Here is a 17,432-nt window from a genome sequence, read left to right as displayed (position 1 = left end):
TATCCTTTGCCCATTCACTTCACTGGAGAAGGCCGAAAAACTTGCGAATTCGCTTCGCAGTTCCCTCGGCAATCAACAGATCGCCGTCGCAGGTAGCGTCACGGCAAGCTTTGATGTCGCTAGTTGGACTGCAGACCTTAGCACCGAAGAATTGCTGCGCCGTGCCGACCAAGCTATCTATCGCTTTAGTTATTAGGCTTGGGATTTAGGAGACTGACCAGTACATCACGTAACGCCATAAACTGATCGCGCTGTCCAAGGTGGGCTTGTATGTACACTGGAACATCTTGGTTAAAGGAGAGCCTGACATACACTCAGATTTCAGACGTCATTGAACGAAGGTGGCTGGCTGGGGATAAATGCGTATGACCATTTCGTGGCCGATGTGGTGGGCATGGCTCTATTTCTCCTCGAAGCTTCTTTCATCCTACGAAATAGGATGCGTTCAATCGGGGTGTTCCCCATCCAGGCGGCGAGCGATTGATGTTACGCGCCCAAGTCAGCATCCTTCCGCGAGTTTGAATATCTAATATCCTGCCGTTCAACGTAGAATTCGCGCCCCGTCCTCTGCGACCAACCCAGCTATATGAGCGCCGCTTCGCCGAAAGCTGGGTAAAATCCGCAATCAGGAGTGAGCTTGATGCTTTTTAGGATTTCGCAATTAGTAGGGCACGCCTAGATATCGCCCAAGAGGGGAAGTTGTGTGTGATGGCCCTAGAGCATTTGAGCTCAGACGGCCTGCTCCAAGCGGCCATAGCTCTGTGGAGCCGTTCCGCCCCTCCGACCAGGCCGCTCGTTGAGCATCTGTCCACCAATGAGGTCAATCAGGAAGTCTTGAATACTCTTAGAATTGCCCAGCAAAGAGTAGGTGCTGTCGTATCAGGTCGGACGCCGGATGCGGGCACAGTCACGCTGTATACTCGTCACGCTAGCAACTTAGCTGATGGACTCATTACCCTCCTGCCAAAGGTGCAGCTCTCGCGAGCCTTGCGCGGCTCTAGCATTAAAATCGAACTTGGGATTTGACGTCTAGGCAAGCTCCCCTACGATACCGGTAGGCAACAATCCTAGTGGAATTTGTCGAGATAATAAGCACCCCTTTGAGATCTTCCATGAGCTCTGATTTAACTGAAGAAGAAATGCGTCGTGCATTGTTTGGTTCGACTGAGCCCGAAGTGGTTCCTGCGCCTCCAACGCCACAGCCTGCCCCAGTGGTTGTTTTTACCAAGCCAGTATCAACGCCTTCGCCCAAAAAGAAAGCGGCGAAATCATTTACGCCTAGGCTGAAGGTCACGCTTCGCGTTGGAAACGAGTTTGAAGGGAAAATGATCGAGTTGGTTCACGAGGCAAATACGTTGAGCTCTTTGCTTGCTGAGCAGGAGGCTGTGAAGGCTGCTAGGAAGAGGTACAAGTACGTGGAAGTGGTATCGGTTAAATCCATGTAAACGCCCCAAATGACCTAGTTATGCAAAGAGGCGGCCCGTACCTGGATCATTGATCAAACATATTGCCTCATCAAAGGGGCCTTCAGATCGCTCGCATGCAGTTGCTCTTGATGCCATTGGCGCTGATGCTATAGGATCAGAACAGGAGATGGCATTCCTCCTTTAACCGCCTTCGTGCTGATGATGCCTACGTGAACCCTGGACAGGGTGCGTAGGTGTGTCTCCCTGTCCTCCATTTAGGACAGGATATGATCTTACCCTTTGAGTCTCGATTTCTTCTCTGCACCTACCCTCCGCCTGTTATTGCATTCAGGTCTGATGAGGTGGGCTCGCCATGCTGAAGTCATTAATGGTCATCGCCGTTGGCGCTTCACTTGGAGCCTGGTTGCGCTGGATATTGGGCATGAAACTGAATGCTCTGTTCCCGACGATTCCTCCAGGTACTGTGGTTGCGAACATGGTTGGGGGCTACATCATCGGCTTGGCCATCGCCTTCTTGGCCGCATCTCCGACACTAAGCCCAGAGTGGCGTCTCCTAATCATCACGGGTTTCTGTGGTGGGCTTACCACCTTCTCTACATTTTCAGCCGAAACGGTTGCCTTGATTCACGAGGGCAGGCTGCTCTGGGCGCTTGGCTCAATTTCGTTGCACGTCGTAGGCTCGTTAGCGATGACCGCTGCCGGGCTTCTGTCCTACCAAATGATTGGTACTCGCTGAGGAGATAGAAATGAAAGGCTATATGGTCGTTTTCTTCACCCAACAAAACCGTCGTTATCAGGGAAAAATGCTAGGCGAATGGATAGTCAACGTTGCTAAAGAAATGGGGTTACGCGGCGCCACGCTCTGCACCGGAATCGAGGGGTTTGGGCACACAGGAAAACTGCATTCATCGCACTTTTTTGAGCTGGCGGATCAACCCACGGAGATTCGCTTGGCAATCACGGAAGATGAGGCAGAACGATTGTTCAAACGATTGGACTCTGAGGAAATATCGGTGTTTTTCACGAAGACGCCAATCGAGATGGGCACACTTGGAAAAACGCCGTCCAGCTCAACACCCTCCACAACTTCGGAGCTATGAACATGAGCTACGCGGACATCCCAGCTGGCACCGCCATCCCCGACGACTTTTTCACCGTTATCGAGATTCCTGCAAACCACTCGCCGATCAAGTACGAAGTGGACAAGCCAAGCGGACAAATTTTCGTTGACCGCTTCCTCAGCACACCGATGTTCTACCCGGCCAACTACGGGTTCATTCCCAATACGCTCAGCGATGACGGAGATCCCTTGGATGTCCTAGTGATTTGCCCTTACCCAGTATCGCCTGGCGTTGTAATTCGTAGTCGCCCGGTTGGTGTGATGTACATGACTGACGAAGCCGGAGCGGATGCCAAGGTGATCGCAGTCCCTCATGAAAAACTCAGCTCGATGTACAGCGATGTAAAGGAGTGCTCAGACCTCCCTGCGTTACTCCTCGCACAGATTCAGCACTTCTTCGAAAACTACAAGGCATTGGAGCCGGGTAAGTGGGTGAAGATGGGCCGTTGGGGGAGCGCAGATGAAGCGCGGGAAGAGATTCGCAAGTCGGTAGCTGCTTATATCCCCAAATAGGCTTGCGCCAGATTGAAGTGCCTCTGTCGGAGGGTCGCGCTGAGGTGCTTGCATTTATGTTGGGCCTCAGTTGCTCCGATCATCAAATATCCGGGGAACCATACGCTTGGAAAGAAGGATCGATGTTCACTCGCCCCCCTCAACGGCTGATTTGCACCAGCAACTCCGCAGCAACTTTTTTCAGCATGAAAGTTTCGCGCTAAATGGACTGCCCCATCGATGAATCCTGACTCTGCATCACGGCTTCATTGTGCGTTATGGCTTCATGCAGGTTGATCCAGACAGGCCGCATACCATTCGCGATTTCGTGGCTTTCCATTCTCACGGGCTCTAGCTGGGGCGCTACTTCGCATTGATAAAAATGCGAGGTCATGTGCATCAGATCGTACTGTGGCTTCCAGTAGGGCCGGTACTCCTCGATGTAACCGTAGTGCTGGAGCACCTGTATTTCACGGGCACCAGTCTCTTCCTCAAGCTCACGCTTCAAGCCTGTGACAATGTCCTCGTCACCATCAAGGCCGCCTCCAGGAAAGCTGAAGTCGTTATAGCGCTCGGTGAACAGCAACAGGATCTGTTCCCCCCGCATCACTATGCCGCGAGCTGCATGTCGGCGGAATACTCTGCCCTGTTTGGATTTCAGCTCGGGGTGAACAATTTCAGTTATGAGTTGCATGAGGTCTCAACAAGACGTGTTTAGATATTCATCAATTAGGATAACCGCAGTGTTTCCAGAGTGTTAGAAACAATGCGGTTAGGCGTGTCACTTCAGCGGAGCAGCAATACAGGCAGGGTAGCTGTGCGAAGCATCGTCGTAGTTGTACTACCGACCAGATATTGTCTGATGCGCGAGTGCCCATAAGCGCCCATGACTAGCAGATCAATTCCATGCTCGGCTTGATAAACGTGCAACGCTGCTTCCACTTCTCCTTGTACGATCTGAGCTTGGACGACAAAGCCAGCACTAATGAGCGTGCTCTTGGCTTTCTCCAACGCTTCTCGGTTGCCTTCCGAGCCAGCGCCAACCATAACAAGATGAATCGGTAGATTTGTGCAGAGCGGGCTCGCGGCAAGCAGCTCAACGGTTTTGTGGGCTGTGGGGCTGCCGTCAAAAGCGAGCATTACTTTTTCTGGCTTTTTATAGCCGCTGCTCGTGATCAAAATTGCACGGTGAATTGTGCGCACGACAGATTCAATCTGGCTGCCAAGGCTGTGCACTCCACGTGTGCTGCCTTCACCCACTCGTCCAATGACCAAGAGTCGAATATCGTCCTGAAGATCAACTAGGCTTTCTATCAAGTGTCCGTGGCGCTGCTTTAGCTCAGGAAATGCAACTCCGCAAATGACAGTTCGCTCCCTGGCCTTTTCAAGCATGTGTTGACCTTGCTCCAGAGCAAGCCTGGCGCGCTGGGCATCCAATGTAGCCAGCTCCTCCAGCAGATGCTCTCGACTACCAAGGCCGATATTGCCGCTCAGGTCTGCAGATGCAGGGTATTTCTCCTCATCCAATACATGCAGCAAGGTAAGGGGCGCGTTAAGTTGTAGCGACGCCCATGCTGCGTAGTCGCAGACCGCCAATGAAGATTGTGAGTTATCAATGCAGGCCATTACGTGGGTCATTGTCATTCTCCTTAGTGGCTCATGAGCTTGTCGATGGCACCGGGTTTGTCATGCACACCGAAGCGGTCAACGATTGTTGCGCTGGCTTCATTGAGACCGAGCACTTCAACCTCAGCTCCTTCACGGCGGAACTTGATCACGACCTTATCCAGCGCTGCGACAGCGGTGATATCCCAGAAATGCGCCTGCGTGAGATCGATGGTGATCTTGTTGAGCGCTTCCTTGAAGTCAAAAACTTCAGTGAACTTGTCTGCAGAGCTAAAGAACACCTGGCCCACGACGTGGTAAGTCCGATGCGATTCCGTCTCTTCCAGAGTGCTCTTAATATCTAGGTAGTGCCCGACCTTATTGGCAAAGAACAGCGAAGCCAGCAGCACCCCAACCAGTACGCCGTAGGCCAGGTTGTGAGTGGCCACGACGACCACGACGGTCGCCACCATAACGAGGTTGGTCGACAGCGGATGCTTTTTCAGATTGCGCAAGGAATCCCAGCTAAAGGTGCCTATGGACACCATGATCATCACAGCCACGAGTGCCGCCATAGGGATTTTGGAGAGCCATTCGCCAAGAAATACCACCATCAGCAGCAGGAAAACGCCGGCACACAATGTTGAGAGACGGGTACGACCACCGGATTTCACGTTGATGATCGATTGGCCGATCATGGCGCAACCTGCCATGCCGCCAAGCATGCCGGCAGCGATGTTGGCCACACCCTGGCCTTTGCACTCGCGGTTTTTGTTGCTGGTGGTATCGGTAAGGTCGTCGACGATGGTCGCGGTCATCATTGACTCGAGTAGACCCACTACGGCCAAGGCAGCCGAGTATGGGAAAATGATGCGCAGGGTTTCAAAGTTCAGCGGCACTTCGGGCCAGAGGAAAATCGGCAACGTATCAGGCAGTTGGCCCATGTCACCGACGGTGCGGATATCCAAACCGAGGTAAATGGCGATGGCAGTCAGCGTCAGGATGCACACCAACGGTGACGGAATCAGCTTGCCGATCTTCGGTACGTATGGAAACAGGTAGATGATCCCGAGGCCCGCTGCCGTCATGGCGTAGACGTGCCAGGTGACATTCGTAAGTTCCGGCAACTGCGCCATGAAAATCAGGATCGCCAATGCGTTTACGAAACCGGTGACTACCGACCGTGAAACGAACCGCATCAACGAGCCAAGCTTCAGGTAGCCGGCAAGGATTTGAAGTACGCCACATAGAAGGGTTGCGGCCAGCAAATACTGAAGTCCGTGTTCTTTAACCAACGTAACCATGAGCAGTGCCATGGCGCCGGTAGCCGCCGAGATCATTCCGGGGCGCCCACCGACAAAGGCGATAACAGCACAGATACAGAAGGAGGCGTAGAGACCGACTTTGGGATCTACCCCGGCGATGATGGAAAAAGCGATGGCTTCCGGGATCAGCGCGAGCGCGACCACCAGCCCCGCGAGCACGTCGCCACGGACGTTGGAAAACCACGTTTGTCTAAGTTTTTGCAGCATAGAAAATATCCAAGGCAAAGCATCGCGCACGCCAAGGGAAAGGCGAGCGAACCGATACAAGTTCAAATTTTGAGGATTTTTGCTGTGTGCTTAAGGTGTAAACCAGGCGTACAGCAGTGCGCACCCGCGAGCGAGGCTAGCGGAAGCAGGGTGTTGCGAGGGGGCGTAGCGCTAAGGCGGCGTAGGCTGCCAGTAGATCGTTTGGAGTACAGTCATGCGAGTGTTCCTGTAGCTCAAGGGTATGAAGAGCTGGCACTATACCTCAAATCCCTTTTCAATTGCGACCGGATGTCAAGCTCTAAGTGGATTTCATAGCGTACATGATGCTGACGGTTTACTGCGGGCAGTAGATCCCTACCAGCCCACTCCTGATCAACATCTGTGGTGCTAAACATGCTTTCGGTAGCACCGCCAGAACGCCATATTGGATATGGTGATCGGAAAAGTAGTGTCTACGTTTTGAATTAAGGCGACTTCAATGGTCTCGAAGATTCGTACGGCGGCGGTAGCAGATGCTGAAGCCATCCAGCGCATTTACGCCCCCATCGTTTCAACAACGGCGATCTCGTTTGAAGAGATTCCGCCAAGCGCCGAGGAAATCGCTCAGCGAATAGCGACGACACTTCAGACATATCCCTACCTGGTGGCCGAAGAAGGTGGGGAGATCAAGGGCTACGCCTATGCCAGCCAGCACCGCGCACGTCCGGCATACCGATGGGCCGTTGACGTAACGGTGTACATAGCCGAATCGGCTCGCCGTCAGGGTATTGGCCGTGAACTCTATGAGACCTTGCTTCCGATCCTTGAAAAACAGTGCTTTCGCGCAGCTTATGCCGGAATCGCACAGCCCAATGAAGGCAGTGTGGGGCTGCACGAGTCGCTGGGATTCGTCCATATCGGCACATATCCGGAGGTTGGCTTCAAGCTTGGGAAATGGCACGACGTCGGCTACTGGCGGCTCGGACTGTGCCAGGCAACCCCTCCCTTAGAGCCTGTTCTTTTCCCGGAGCTTGAAGTCTCATCACAGTAGGCGCAATCGATTTGCGTTGCGAGCCATCAGGCTCCACCTTTGAGATAGCTTTGGACTTTGTTGACTACACCCCAAGCGGTGCGGGTTACTCCGATCAACGTAGCGTAGGCAAGCCCCGTCCAACCGCCGTAGCCCTCCATCCACAGATGGGGTGAATCAACACTCCGGTTTTCATTCACAGCGACTTTGCTGCCATCGCCGATGATACTCAGGTTGCTCGGGTGGTCGACCGCCGGAGAAAATCCAGTACACCAGATGACGACATCGATCTTCGTCTAGGTTACCGATGGCCACACAACACCCATTGAAATGAAATGCGTGAATGGCCGTATCGCGTTCAGCACACCGCGTTCGCGAGCTTCCTTTACGGTGCACGATACAATGCCGGGCAGCTCCCCACTGTGGCCTGAGGAGCCTCTAGCCCCTCTAAGCGCTGAGCCACTCTTCAACCTTGTCACGTGTCGGGATGCCCCCTGAGTGAACAACCTTTCCATCAATCACAACACTCGGGGTGGACATGACCCCGTAGCCGACGATCTGTTGCATGTCTTCGATTTTTTCCAGCTTTACGGGGATGCCTTTCGCACTCGCCACTTGTTCGATGATGGCGACTGTCGATTTGCATTTTGCACAACCGGTGCCCAGAACCTTGATGTCTTTCATAAAACCTCGGTAGGTGGATTACAAAGCGAAGTTGAAGACGTAACCAACGATGAGAATGCCGACGGCGACGACCCCAATGAAGGTAGCGATCAGGCGAACTTTAAGCACCTTGCGCAAAATCACCATCTCCGGAAGAGATAGAGCGATGACACTCATCATGAAGGCCAGCACAGTGCCCAGTGCCGCGCCCTTTGCAAGTAATGCCTGCACAATGGGGATGATGCCTGCCGCATTGGTATACATGGGGATGCCGATAAGAACCGCGAGCGGAACCGACCACCAGGCTTCCTTGCCCATGAAACTGGCCATGAAATCCTCTGGCACATACCCGTGAATGCCCGCGCCAATGGCAATACCGGCGAGGATGTAAGGCCAGACTTTTCCGACGATTTCACGCACGCTGCCAAACCCGGCACTTATCCGCTCATACAGGGGCATGCGTGTGTTCCCGGCAGTTGCCTGGATCCTGGGCATTTCACGAACCCAATCTTCCAGATAGGCCTCCATTTTCAGGCGGCCAATGACCCAGCCAGCCACAATCGCAATAAACAACCCTAGGCTGAGATACAGCAACGCAACTTTCCAGCCGAATAAGCCAAGCAGCAGTGTCAGCGCGACCTCATTCACCATGGGCGCAGAAATAAGGAAGGAGAACGTCACCCCCAGGGGCACGCCAGCTTGAACAAAACCTATAAAAAGAGGAACGGCTGAGCACGAGCAAAATGGGGTAAACACACCGAGCGAGGCCGCCATGACATTGGCCGTTCCCTCGCTTCGCCCTGCCAATATTGCGCGGGTGCGTTCAGGCGTGAAGTGGGAGTTGAGCATGCCCATCAAGAACACGATGCCCGTCAACAGCATCAACACTTTGGGCGTGTCGTAGAAAAAAAACTGTAAGGCGCCTCCAAGGTGGCTATTCCGATCAACTGGAAGCGCTGCGACCAAAGCCTCTGAGACAGGAATAAGGGCTTCGTACAATCCGAATTAGGCAAGCGCTGCTGCCGCTAAAAACAGGCGGGGATTTCGCGCAGGCCAGCGCACGATCATGTCGTTCATGTCCTCTACTCCTGAGGCTTAGGCGCGCTAGGCCATGGATGGATCGCCAAGACAGGTCGCGATCTCATTGACGGTGCTGCGTGCGGTGCGTGTGACACCAATTAGCGTCGCGGAAGCCGAGCCTGTCCATTCGCCATAGCCCACCAGCCATAGTCTTGGCTCGTGGATCGAATGAGTGCCTTCGACCTCGACACGGCCTTCGGTGTTGATCACTCCCAGCTGCTCCAAGTGCTGAAGTGCGGGCCTGAATCCGGTACACCAGATGACAACATCCACTGCAGCTTCAGATCCATTGGCCCAAATAACGCCTTCGCGAGTGAAACGTTCAAATGGGCGTACAGATTTTAAAGCTTCGCGTTCACGGGCTTCTATAACGGGCGGTACCATGACAATGTCGCCCAACCCGCCGATGGGCTGGTCAATGACGCGCCCCTCCTGTTGAGCTTTCAAGCGCTGAGTAGCCCGTTCGAACAGCACCCGTCCATCCACTTCATCAGGCAAAAACACAGGTTCAGTAGGCGTTACCCAAGTAGTCTCAGCGACTTTGGAGACTTCCGCCAAAATCTGCGCGCCTGAATTACCACCCCCCACCACCAGAACCTTCTTGCCAGCAAACGCTTGCGCTTCAACATAGTGCGCGGAGTGAAGCTGACGACCGGCGAATAGCTCGGCATGAGGATAGTGAGGGATATACGGATTGCTCCAAGTACCGGTAGCGCTGATTACAATCTTGGCATCCCAATACTTGGCGTCAGAACGTACTCGTAAGCCAGACTCTATACGCTCTACAGAAATAGCCCGAACCGGGCGTTCAATCGGAAATTGGTAGCGCTGCTCATATTGGCTGAGATAGTCGATCACATGATTTCGTGTTGGGTAGCCTTCCTGCGCTGGAGGCATCATCCAGCCAGGTATCGAACTCCAGGTGGAGGGTGAGAATAAACGCAGTGAGTTCCAGCCATGCCGCCAGGCACCACCGGGCTCTTCCTCTGCGTCGAGGATGACAAACGACAGTTGCGTTCGGCGCAGAAAATACGCCACTGCCAAAGCTGACTGCCCCCCGCCGATAATGACTACGTCTAGTTTGTCACGGGCCGAATGAGTCATGGGGGGAAACCTTAAGTCGATGCTGAACTGTCGCCAGTATAGAGACCCAAGAACGAATCCAATCTGATCTCGATCATCTGTTGAACATGCTAAAGCTGCCGTTGGTCAGCCGGCAATTAGGCCTCATGCCTCCAGGCCAATCTGCTTTACATCGGTTTAAACCCTACGGCCATTCTCATCAATGACGACTTGTCCGTCTTCTTTGACGAAGCTGCCGCGCTGCTCTTGCGGCAGAAGGTCGAGGACGGCCTCTGACGGACGACACAAGCGTGTGCCCAAAGGCGTCACGACGATGGGGCGATTGATCAGGATGGGATGAGCCATCATGGCATCGATGAGCTGGTCATCAGTAAGTGACGTATCGCCGAGTCCTAGCTCCTCGTAGGGAGTGCCTTTGATACGAAGCAGGGCCCGCACCTCGATACCCATATCTTTGATCAGCCTGACAAGCGTGGTGCGGTCAGGTGGGGTCTGTAGGTACTCGATAACCGTCGGCTCTTCTCCGCTGTTGCGGATCAGCTCCAAGGTATTGCGAGAGGTTCCACATTGCGGGTTGTGATAAATCGTTATCTGACTCATACCGTTTCCTCGCGGTGGTATCAAATGGAGCGCTGGTTGACGCGCTTGGACAGCTCTTCAGCTGACTCTTTACGCTCGGAGTAGCGATCAACCAAGTAGTCCTGGCGACCCCGCAACAGCAGCGTGAACTTCATCAGCTCTTCCATCACGTCCACCAGTCGGTCGTAGTACGAGGAAGGCTTCATACGGCCTGCCTCGTCGAACTCGGTGAACGCCTTGGCCACCGAAGATTGATTTGGGATGGTGAACATGCGCATCCACCGCCCCAATACCCGTAGTTGGTTGACCACGTTGAAAGATTGCGAGCCGCCACAGACCTGCATTACTGCAAGGGTCTTTCCTTGCGTAGGTCGAACAGCACCAATCGCAAGCGGAACCCAGTCGATCTGGGCCTTGAAAACTGCGCTCATGGAGCCGTGCCGTTCAGGCGAACACCACACCTGTCCTTCAGACCATTGCATGAGTTCGCGCAATTCCGCGACTTTGGGATGCGTATCCGGAGCATCGTCCGGCAGCGGCAAACCCGAGGGGTCGAAGATTTTGGTTTCGGCGCCAAACTCCTCCAGCAAGCGGGCTGCTTCCTGAGTCACCAACCGGCTGAAAGAGCGCTCTCGCGTCGATCCATACAGAAGCAAGATTCGAGGTTTATGGAGTGACGGTGTACGCGGCTCCAGTTGCTCCAACGACGGAATGTCGATCAGGTCGGCGTGTACGTTCGGCAATGTGTCTTGCATGTAAACTCCTACGGCGGCGCCAGGTTGGGCACCGCCTCGGTTAATCTTTAAAGCGAACCGATGCGATTCAGTTCAGCTTTCAACTGTTCAGCGCTGATGGTCTTCAGTGGCAGCGCAAGAAATGCGCTCACGCGCTCGTGAATTTTGGCGAGTGTGGTTTCAAACGCTGCGGTGATCTCGGCTTCCGACCCGCTAGCGTCAGACGGGTCGGCCAGACCCCAATGCGCCTTCAAAGCTGGCCCAAAGAAGATTGGGCATGCCTCACCCGCTGCCCGGTCACAGACAGTGATCACGATGTCTGGAGGCGAGACTTCAAAAGCATCCGAAGCCTTGCTGCTCAAGCCCGTAGTGGAGATACCCGCCGCCTCCAGCGTTTGCAATGCCCGTTGATTCACCCGGCCACTGGGAAAGCTTCCTGAGCTGACGGCTTCTACACCCTCGGGCGCCAAGTGGTTGAAAAGCGCCTCGGACAGAATGCTGCGGCAGCTGTTGTGGGTGCACATGAACAAGACTTTCATCAAACGATTCCTTGATTCAGAAACTGAGGCGCAGTGCCAGGGCGGACAATGTGGCGACGAGGATAGGCAAGGTCAGCACGATCCCGGTCTTGAAGTAGTAACCCCAGCTGATCGTTATGTTTTTCCGTGCGAGCACATGCAGCCACAACAGAGTTGCCAAGCTCCCAATTGGGGTGATCTTCGGGCCCAAGTCGCAGCCGATGATGTTGGCGTAAATCATCGCTTGCTGGACTACACCATCGACTTCGGCGGCATGAATGGATAAGGCGCCTACCAGAACGGTGGGCATGTTGTTCATGATCGAAGACAGCAACGCTGTTAGCAGTCCTGTACCTAGGGACGCGCCCCAAACGCCATAACCGGCGAACACGTTCAGGATCTGCGCGATGTGGTCGGTCAGGCCGGCGTTCTTCAGGCCATAAACAACCAGATACATACCCAAAGAAAAAATCACCACCTGCCATGGCGCCTCTTTAAGCACCTTGCTTGTGTTGATGGCGTGACCACGAGCCGCGATGACGTAAAGAATGAATGCACAGACCGCTGCAATGGCGCTGATTGGCACCCCCAATGGCTCAATGACAAAGAAACCGATCAGCAGTAGTGCCAGCACCCACCAACCGGCTACAAAAGTGGCCCGGTCGTGGATTGCCTCGTCCGGATTGTCCAGTTGGTTGAGGTCATAGGTCTTTGGTAAATCTTTGCGGAAAAACCACAGCAGCATGGCTAATGTCGCCGCCACGCTGACGATGTTTACCGGCACCATGATCGAAGCATATTCGTTGAAGCCGATATCGAAATAGTCGGCAGAAACGATGTTGACCAGGTTGGAAACCACCAGCGGTAAGCTCGCCGTATCGGCGATAAAACCGGCTGCCATAACGAATGCCAACGTAGCAGCAGGCGAAAAACGCAACGCCAGCAACATCGCGATCACAATAGGTGTGAGGATCAATGCTGCTCCGTCATTGGCGAACAGGGCCGACACCGCTGCGCCCAGCAGAACGATAAATGCGAACAGCTTGCGGGTGCTCCCGCCTCCCCACCGGGCCACATGCAGCGCAGCCCATTTGAAAAAGCCTGCCTCATCAAGCAGCAGACTAATGATGATGACCGCGATGAAAGTCCCAGTGGCATTCCAGACGATGCGCCAAACCTCGGGTATGTCTGCGAGGGTAACGACGCCTGCCAGCAACGCCACGATGGCACCGAACATCGCACTCCAGCCAACCCCAAGCCCCTTGGGTTGCCAGATGACAAGGACGATGGTGGCGATAAAGATCAATACGGCAATCAGCATTTCATTAATCCGGTTGCGCGTGAATCAGCTACACACGGCTTGGTTGATCGGGCGGTCGTTCATGCCGCAGAGGCGCTTAGCCTCGGTTTCCAGCCATTGTTGATTGGCGTCTACCACTTCCTTCAAAACTGCAGTCACCCACGCGGGCAAATCAGGATTCAATCGGTAGTACACCCATTGGCCTTGTCGACGATCCAACAACAAACCGGCAGAGCGCAGCAGCGCCAAATGACGAGAAATCTTCGGCTGACTCAGGTCGAGTGCTGCCGTTAGCTCGCATACACACAGCTCACCTTCACTCACGACAAGCAGCGAAATTTTTGCTCGGGTGTCATCCGCCAGGCACTTGAATAAGGTGGTGGGGTTCAAGGGGTCTGTCATAGATCCTCCAGGTGTTTGGTCTTGACCAAAACGAAGAGCTTGATGCGCTCGTGGATGTCGTGGAGTGTGTGGCGAAATGCGCTAGGATCATCGCTGGTTACTGGGTCGGGAAAATCCCAGGCAATGACTTCACCTGCGCTGGGCATTGGTAGGCACTCGCTCGCGGATTTATCGCAAAGAGTGATTACGTAATCGAATCGATCAGCTTGAAACTCGCTGATGGACTTGCTGCGCAGGCCCGCTGCATCGACTCCAACTGCCTCCAATGCCTGAATGGTGCGCGGATCAACTTCAGACGGTTCCGAACCGGCGCTGAAGGCCTCGAAGCTCGGGTCGGTGTGCCGCAGCAAAGCCTCTGCAAGCTGGGAGCGGGCGGAGTTGGCAACGCATACGAAAAGCACTTTGATGGCGAGGCTCATGGTTGAACTCGATGCATATGGAAAAACGAATATATGCTTTTTCGAATATCCGGTAAAGCAAATATGATGGCTGCTGCTTCGGCTTGAGCCGTAACAGTCCATGTAAAGCGGCACAAAGGAGATAAAAGGATGGATAGGAAGATGATGATCCAGGGAACGGAAATAGCTGGAGGGCAATGGCAGCGTTTTCGCGCTGCGTTGAAATCCGCCGATCTTCCTGCAGACGATATTGACCTTCCAGGCCGAACCTTTTTTGAGTTCACAAGGGACGGTAAGAGTGTCGGGTGGGGAGGATTTGAAACGCATGGAGCAGATGGATTGCTGCGCTCCATGGTCGTAGAGCCGGCATACAGATCGAAAGGGGTCGGGGTCGCAGCGCTGCGGGCCATTGAAGCGATAGCAGCCGAGCGAGGTATTGCTCGGTTTCATCTCCTGACGACGACTGCATCAGGCTTTTTTGAGCAACAGGGCTATGCAGTGAATCAACGAGGTTCTGCGCCGCCTATGATTTCTCAGACGGAGCAGTTCAGAGGGCTTTGCCCTGGCTCGGCTTGCTACATGTGCAAGGCGTTACCATTCGACAATGGCTGATAGTTTGCCCATCCGATAGCCTGGGAGGTAGTGTCCAGTTTCGACCTAGCCTTTACATGTGCACATACATGCACATATAGTTCCTTTATGACTACATCACTAACCCGAAACCAAGCCATTGAGGCCGCCATCGAATCGTTGGACGGCGCATTCTTCAAGGCCCTGTGTGAGCCACCGCGAATCGCGGTGCTGAAGCGAGTCATGCTATTAGGTCGCGCGGATGTAACTGAAATTGCGGCTGAGCTGCCTCAGGAGCGTTCGGTTGTATCTCGTCATCTTCAGGTGCTACTGGAAGCAGGGATTGTTCGAGCTGCGAAGGTAGGGCGCCAGATGTTCTATGAAGTGGACGGCCCAGCCATTATCAAGCGTCTAGAAGCCATCCTCCTCCACACCAAAAGCATCGCCCCGCTGTGCTGTCCAGGCAAAAATGACTGATCCTTTTTTGTATAAAACGTGCATGAGTGCGCACATATGAACGCAAAGAATCAGATGTTTGATGTTGTTGTCATTGGTGCTGGCCAAGCAGGGTTGGCTAGCGGTTGGCACCTGAAGCAGCAAGGCCTCAATTTCCTTATTTTTGATGAGCAACCGCAGCCTGGGGGGAACTGGCGTAATTACTACGACAGCCTTGAATTGTTCTCACCAGCAGCATATTCCTCTCTTCCGGGGCTTCCTTTCCCTGGAGCAGCAGGCCACTACCCTACTAGAGATGAAGTCGTGCGTTACCTCGAACGGTATGCCGACTTCTTCCGGCTACCTATTCTCCAAGGGATTAGGGTCGCAAACGTATGTCAGGAAGGCGAAGGATTTCGGATCACTGCCACGAACGGACAATGCTTTTCGGCGAGAGCAGTTGTCGTGGCTTCAGGAGCCTTCAGTCGTCCCTACGTACCCGATATAGCTGGGCTAAAAAACTTCAGCGGCACTCAGCTTCACAGTGCTCATTATCGAAATGCAGAAGCATTTAGTGGGCAACGCATCGTCGTAGTTGGCGCTGCTAACTCCGCTGTACAAATCGCTTACGATTTATCCAAAGTTGCAACAGTGACTCTGGCCACGCGAGAGGCGATTCGATTCGCGCCACAACGGATATTAGGAGCAGATTTTCATACTTGGTTGAAATGGACAGGCCTAGAGAAAACTAAGTGGCTAAATGATCAAAGCACGCCTGTACTGGACGACGGCACGTACAGAAAGGCTCTGAGATCCGGATACTTCAATCAAGCAGCAATGTTCTCCGAGGTCACTTCAACAGGCGTGATTTGGGCCGAAGGTCAGCATGAAACCGTTGATAGCCTCGTTTTTGCCACTGGCTTTCGTCCGAACCTGCCATTTCTCCAAGGCCTTCCAGTAATGGATGAGCAGGGACGAGTGGCGCAACGCGACGGGCGAGCAGTTCATGTCCCAGGCTTGTACTTTGTAGGCTTGCCCAAACAACGCAACTTCGCCTCTGCAACCCTACGAGGCGTGGGGCCTGACGCAGAACACATACTCCCGTATTTGCTAAAGCGAGTTCGTAATTTGGAAGCCGCCCCCACGCTTGTAACGCAAAACTGAGCAGCTTACGTCTGAAAAACACAAGAGCCCGTAGCTAGTGAAAAACCTAGAAAGCAGCCAGCAACCTATCAACCGACTCAGGCTTGTATGGGCATTAGGCATCGCACAAATTCTCGCTTGGAGTTCGACCTATTACCTGCCAGCAGTTCTTGCGACACCAATCACCAAAGAAACAGGATGGTCAGTTACGAGCGTAGTAATTGGATTGTCTTGGGGACTGCTGGTCGCAGGAGCTTGCTCGCCCATGGTGGGACGATGGATCGACCGAAGTGGGGGACGCCCCGTGTTGGCAGCTAGCTCGTTATTTTTGGCGATGGGTATGCTGTTGATGGGCTTAGCCAGTAACTTAGCCGTTTATTACCTAGCATGGACGCTGATCGGCGCGGGCATGGCTGCTGGTCTTTATGACGCAGCGTTTTCGACACTCGGACGACTACTTGGCGACCATGCACGAGCCTCGATGACTGGTCTAACCTTGCTAGGTGGGTTTGCCAGCACCTTAGGCTGGCCACTGATCGCAGGCCTGGAGCACCAGATCGGTTGGCGGTACAGCTGCTTTGCCTTAGCCGCAATGCATCTAGTAGTTGGTCTACCAATCCATCTTCTGGCAATTCCCAGCGAGAAAGGCCCCCCAGATGAATCTGCACCTCTTGCAAGTATCCAGTCCACTGCAACTGCCAGCAAATTAACCAATCGCATATACATCCTGCTGGCAGCGCTACTGACATTCCAATCCCTGGTGATTTCTTCCGTTTCAGTCCACCTGCTTGATGTGCTGAAACTGCTTGGCATCGCAACCTCAACAGCATTAGCCATAGGAATGATGATTGGGCCATCTCAAGTCGTGGCACGCCTTGCTGAGTTTTCGATTGGGAGAAACCTGCACCCTACCTGGTCGGCTCGTATCGCCATCCTGCTGTGCGGGGTGGGTATTGCCCTACTTTTACCGGCCATCCCGTGGCTAGCCTTCGTAGCCCTGGCGCTTTACGGAGCAGGTAATGGAATTCTGACCATTGCTCGCGGAACATTACCCTTGGCTCTATTCGGCGCTGATGGCTACGGAACACGCATGGGGCTGCTGGCTCGTCCCATGCTGATCGCCCAGGCTGCAGGCCCTGTAGCAGCAGCACTTGCTCTAGAGAAATTTGGTTCAATCCCGCTGTTGGCTGGTATGTGCGTTTTAGTGGCGATTAGCTTCATCACAAGCCTTGCGCTTCCCACCGAATGAATGCTGGCGTAGTGATCCCAAAATGGCACATTAATCCTTGTTTAAGGGCTTAATGTGCCGATTAAGGCACCTTATGCCGGGAGGATCTCGAGG

Annotated in this window: 22 protein-coding genes and 1 riboswitch; of the genes, 10 read left to right on the top strand and 12 right to left on the bottom strand. The window is 53.8% G+C overall.

All coding sequences use genetic code 11. From position 1 onward, the window contains the following. Position 1 precedes the first annotated feature (1 nt). From AB4P92_RS00950 to ppa, 5 genes are all read left to right on the top strand, one after another. Positions 2-196 (top strand): hypothetical protein, encoded by a 195-nt coding sequence (locus AB4P92_RS00950; protein WP_200646035.1) that lies wholly within the window; start codon positions 2-4, stop codon positions 194-196. A gap of 916 nt (positions 197-1,112) precedes the next feature. Continuing rightward, positions 1,113-1,445, top strand: a complete 333-nt coding sequence (locus AB4P92_RS00945) for a hypothetical protein (RefSeq protein ID WP_200645987.1) — start codon at positions 1,113-1,115, stop codon at positions 1,443-1,445. A gap of 135 nt (positions 1,446-1,580) precedes the next feature. Then, a riboswitch (Fluoride riboswitch) is annotated at positions 1,581-1,642 on the top strand. A 137-nt stretch (positions 1,643-1,779) separates the two neighbouring features. Then, the gene (gene crcB, locus AB4P92_RS00940) at positions 1,780-2,163 is read left to right on the top strand and encodes a fluoride efflux transporter CrcB (protein WP_200645986.1); all 384 of its coding nucleotides are present in this window, start codon (positions 1,780-1,782) and stop codon (positions 2,161-2,163) included. Between the two features lie 10 nt (positions 2,164-2,173). Next, entirely contained in the window at positions 2,174-2,527 is a 354-nt protein-coding gene (locus AB4P92_RS00935; RefSeq protein WP_200645985.1) for a DUF190 domain-containing protein, read from the top strand. Between the two features lie 2 nt (positions 2,528-2,529). Continuing rightward, entirely contained in the window at positions 2,530-3,060 is a 531-nt protein-coding gene (gene ppa / locus AB4P92_RS00930) for an inorganic diphosphatase (RefSeq protein ID WP_103451675.1), read from the top strand. Between the two features lie 199 nt (positions 3,061-3,259). On the opposite strand, the gene AB4P92_RS00925 is transcribed toward ppa, so the two are convergent. The 3 genes from AB4P92_RS00925 to AB4P92_RS00915 form a co-directional block, all read right to left on the bottom strand. Then, positions 3,260-3,733, bottom strand: coding sequence for an NUDIX hydrolase (locus AB4P92_RS00925; protein WP_200645984.1), 474 nt, complete (start codon positions 3,731-3,733; stop codon positions 3,260-3,262). A gap of 92 nt (positions 3,734-3,825) precedes the next feature. Then, complete coding sequence (locus AB4P92_RS00920; protein ID WP_200645983.1) at positions 3,826-4,677, bottom strand: universal stress protein; 852 nt, start codon at positions 4,675-4,677, stop codon at positions 3,826-3,828. 11 nt (positions 4,678-4,688) lie between these two features. Next, positions 4,689-6,176 carry a SulP family inorganic anion transporter gene (locus AB4P92_RS00915; protein ID WP_301483979.1) on the bottom strand — a complete coding sequence of 496 codons (1,488 nt, stop codon included), beginning with the start codon at positions 6,174-6,176 and terminating at the stop codon, positions 4,689-4,691. 478 nt (positions 6,177-6,654) lie between these two features. Here AB4P92_RS00915 and AB4P92_RS00910 point away from each other — a divergent pair, with 478 nt between their 5' ends. Beyond that, positions 6,655-7,206, top strand: a complete 552-nt coding sequence (locus tag AB4P92_RS00910) for an arsinothricin resistance N-acetyltransferase ArsN1 family B (RefSeq protein ID WP_200646060.1) — start codon at positions 6,655-6,657, stop codon at positions 7,204-7,206. A gap of 426 nt (positions 7,207-7,632) precedes the next feature. Here the strand turns inward: AB4P92_RS00910 and AB4P92_RS00905 are convergent, their stop codons facing one another. The 9 genes from AB4P92_RS00905 to AB4P92_RS00865 form a co-directional block, all read right to left on the bottom strand. Continuing rightward, positions 7,633-7,869 (bottom strand): thioredoxin family protein, encoded by a 237-nt coding sequence (locus AB4P92_RS00905; RefSeq protein ID WP_017337067.1) that lies wholly within the window; start codon positions 7,867-7,869, stop codon positions 7,633-7,635. Between the two features lie 18 nt (positions 7,870-7,887). Next, the gene (locus AB4P92_RS00900) at positions 7,888-8,814 is read right to left on the bottom strand and encodes a permease (protein WP_267912358.1); all 927 of its coding nucleotides are present in this window, start codon (positions 8,812-8,814) and stop codon (positions 7,888-7,890) included. A 138-nt stretch (positions 8,815-8,952) separates the two neighbouring features. Further along, entirely contained in the window at positions 8,953-10,032 is a 1,080-nt protein-coding gene (locus tag AB4P92_RS00895) for an ArsO family NAD(P)H-dependent flavin-containing monooxygenase (protein ID WP_200646061.1), read from the bottom strand. Positions 10,033-10,188: 156 nt separating this feature from the next. Then, positions 10,189-10,611: an arsenate reductase (glutaredoxin) gene (arsC, locus tag AB4P92_RS00890; RefSeq protein WP_058410998.1), complete on the bottom strand. Its 423-nt coding sequence runs from the start codon at positions 10,609-10,611 to the stop codon at positions 10,189-10,191. Between the two features lie 20 nt (positions 10,612-10,631). Then, positions 10,632-11,345, bottom strand: coding sequence for an arsenical resistance protein ArsH (gene arsH / locus AB4P92_RS00885; protein WP_054092739.1), 714 nt, complete (start codon positions 11,343-11,345; stop codon positions 10,632-10,634). Positions 11,346-11,392: 47 nt separating this feature from the next. Continuing rightward, a complete protein-coding gene (locus tag AB4P92_RS00880) occupies positions 11,393-11,863 on the bottom strand; it encodes an arsenate reductase ArsC (protein WP_200646062.1) in 471 nt (156 codons plus the stop codon). A 16-nt stretch (positions 11,864-11,879) separates the two neighbouring features. Continuing rightward, positions 11,880-13,163, bottom strand: coding sequence for an arsenic transporter (locus tag AB4P92_RS00875; protein ID WP_200646063.1), 1,284 nt, complete (start codon positions 13,161-13,163; stop codon positions 11,880-11,882). Positions 13,164-13,187: 24 nt separating this feature from the next. Next, positions 13,188-13,544 carry a metalloregulator ArsR/SmtB family transcription factor gene (locus AB4P92_RS00870; RefSeq protein ID WP_200646064.1) on the bottom strand — a complete coding sequence of 119 codons (357 nt, stop codon included), beginning with the start codon at positions 13,542-13,544 and terminating at the stop codon, positions 13,188-13,190. Continuing rightward, positions 13,541-13,963 (bottom strand): arsenate reductase ArsC, encoded by a 423-nt coding sequence (locus tag AB4P92_RS00865; protein ID WP_200646065.1) that lies wholly within the window; start codon positions 13,961-13,963, stop codon positions 13,541-13,543. Before AB4P92_RS00865 ends, AB4P92_RS00870 begins: the two co-directional genes overlap by 4 nt. Positions 13,964-14,092: 129 nt before the next feature. Here AB4P92_RS00865 and arsN2 point away from each other — a divergent pair, with 129 nt between their 5' ends. The 4 genes from arsN2 (at position 14,093) to AB4P92_RS00845 (ending at position 17,339) form a co-directional block, all read left to right on the top strand. Continuing rightward, positions 14,093-14,554 carry an arsenic resistance N-acetyltransferase ArsN2 gene (arsN2, locus tag AB4P92_RS00860; RefSeq protein ID WP_200646066.1) on the top strand — a complete coding sequence of 154 codons (462 nt, stop codon included), beginning with the start codon at positions 14,093-14,095 and terminating at the stop codon, positions 14,552-14,554. Between the two features lie 87 nt (positions 14,555-14,641). Continuing rightward, entirely contained in the window at positions 14,642-14,989 is a 348-nt protein-coding gene (locus tag AB4P92_RS00855; protein ID WP_200646067.1) for a helix-turn-helix transcriptional regulator, read from the top strand. 36 nt (positions 14,990-15,025) lie between these two features. Next, a complete protein-coding gene (locus AB4P92_RS00850) occupies positions 15,026-16,111 on the top strand; it encodes an NAD(P)/FAD-dependent oxidoreductase (RefSeq protein ID WP_200646068.1) in 1,086 nt (361 codons plus the stop codon). A 37-nt stretch (positions 16,112-16,148) separates the two neighbouring features. After that, on the top strand, positions 16,149-17,339 hold the full coding sequence (locus AB4P92_RS00845) for an MFS transporter (RefSeq protein ID WP_200646069.1): 1,191 nt from the start codon (positions 16,149-16,151) through the stop codon (positions 17,337-17,339). Positions 17,340-17,432 lie beyond the last annotated feature (93 nt).

The sequence above is a fragment of the Pseudomonas sp. A0308 genome, from assembly GCF_044218815.1.
In the GTDB taxonomy this organism is placed as follows: Bacteria; Pseudomonadota; Gammaproteobacteria; order Pseudomonadales; family Pseudomonadaceae; genus Aquipseudomonas; species Aquipseudomonas iridis.
Note: the sequence above shows the minus strand (reverse complement) of the source record. Positions and strands in the feature narration are given on the sequence as shown.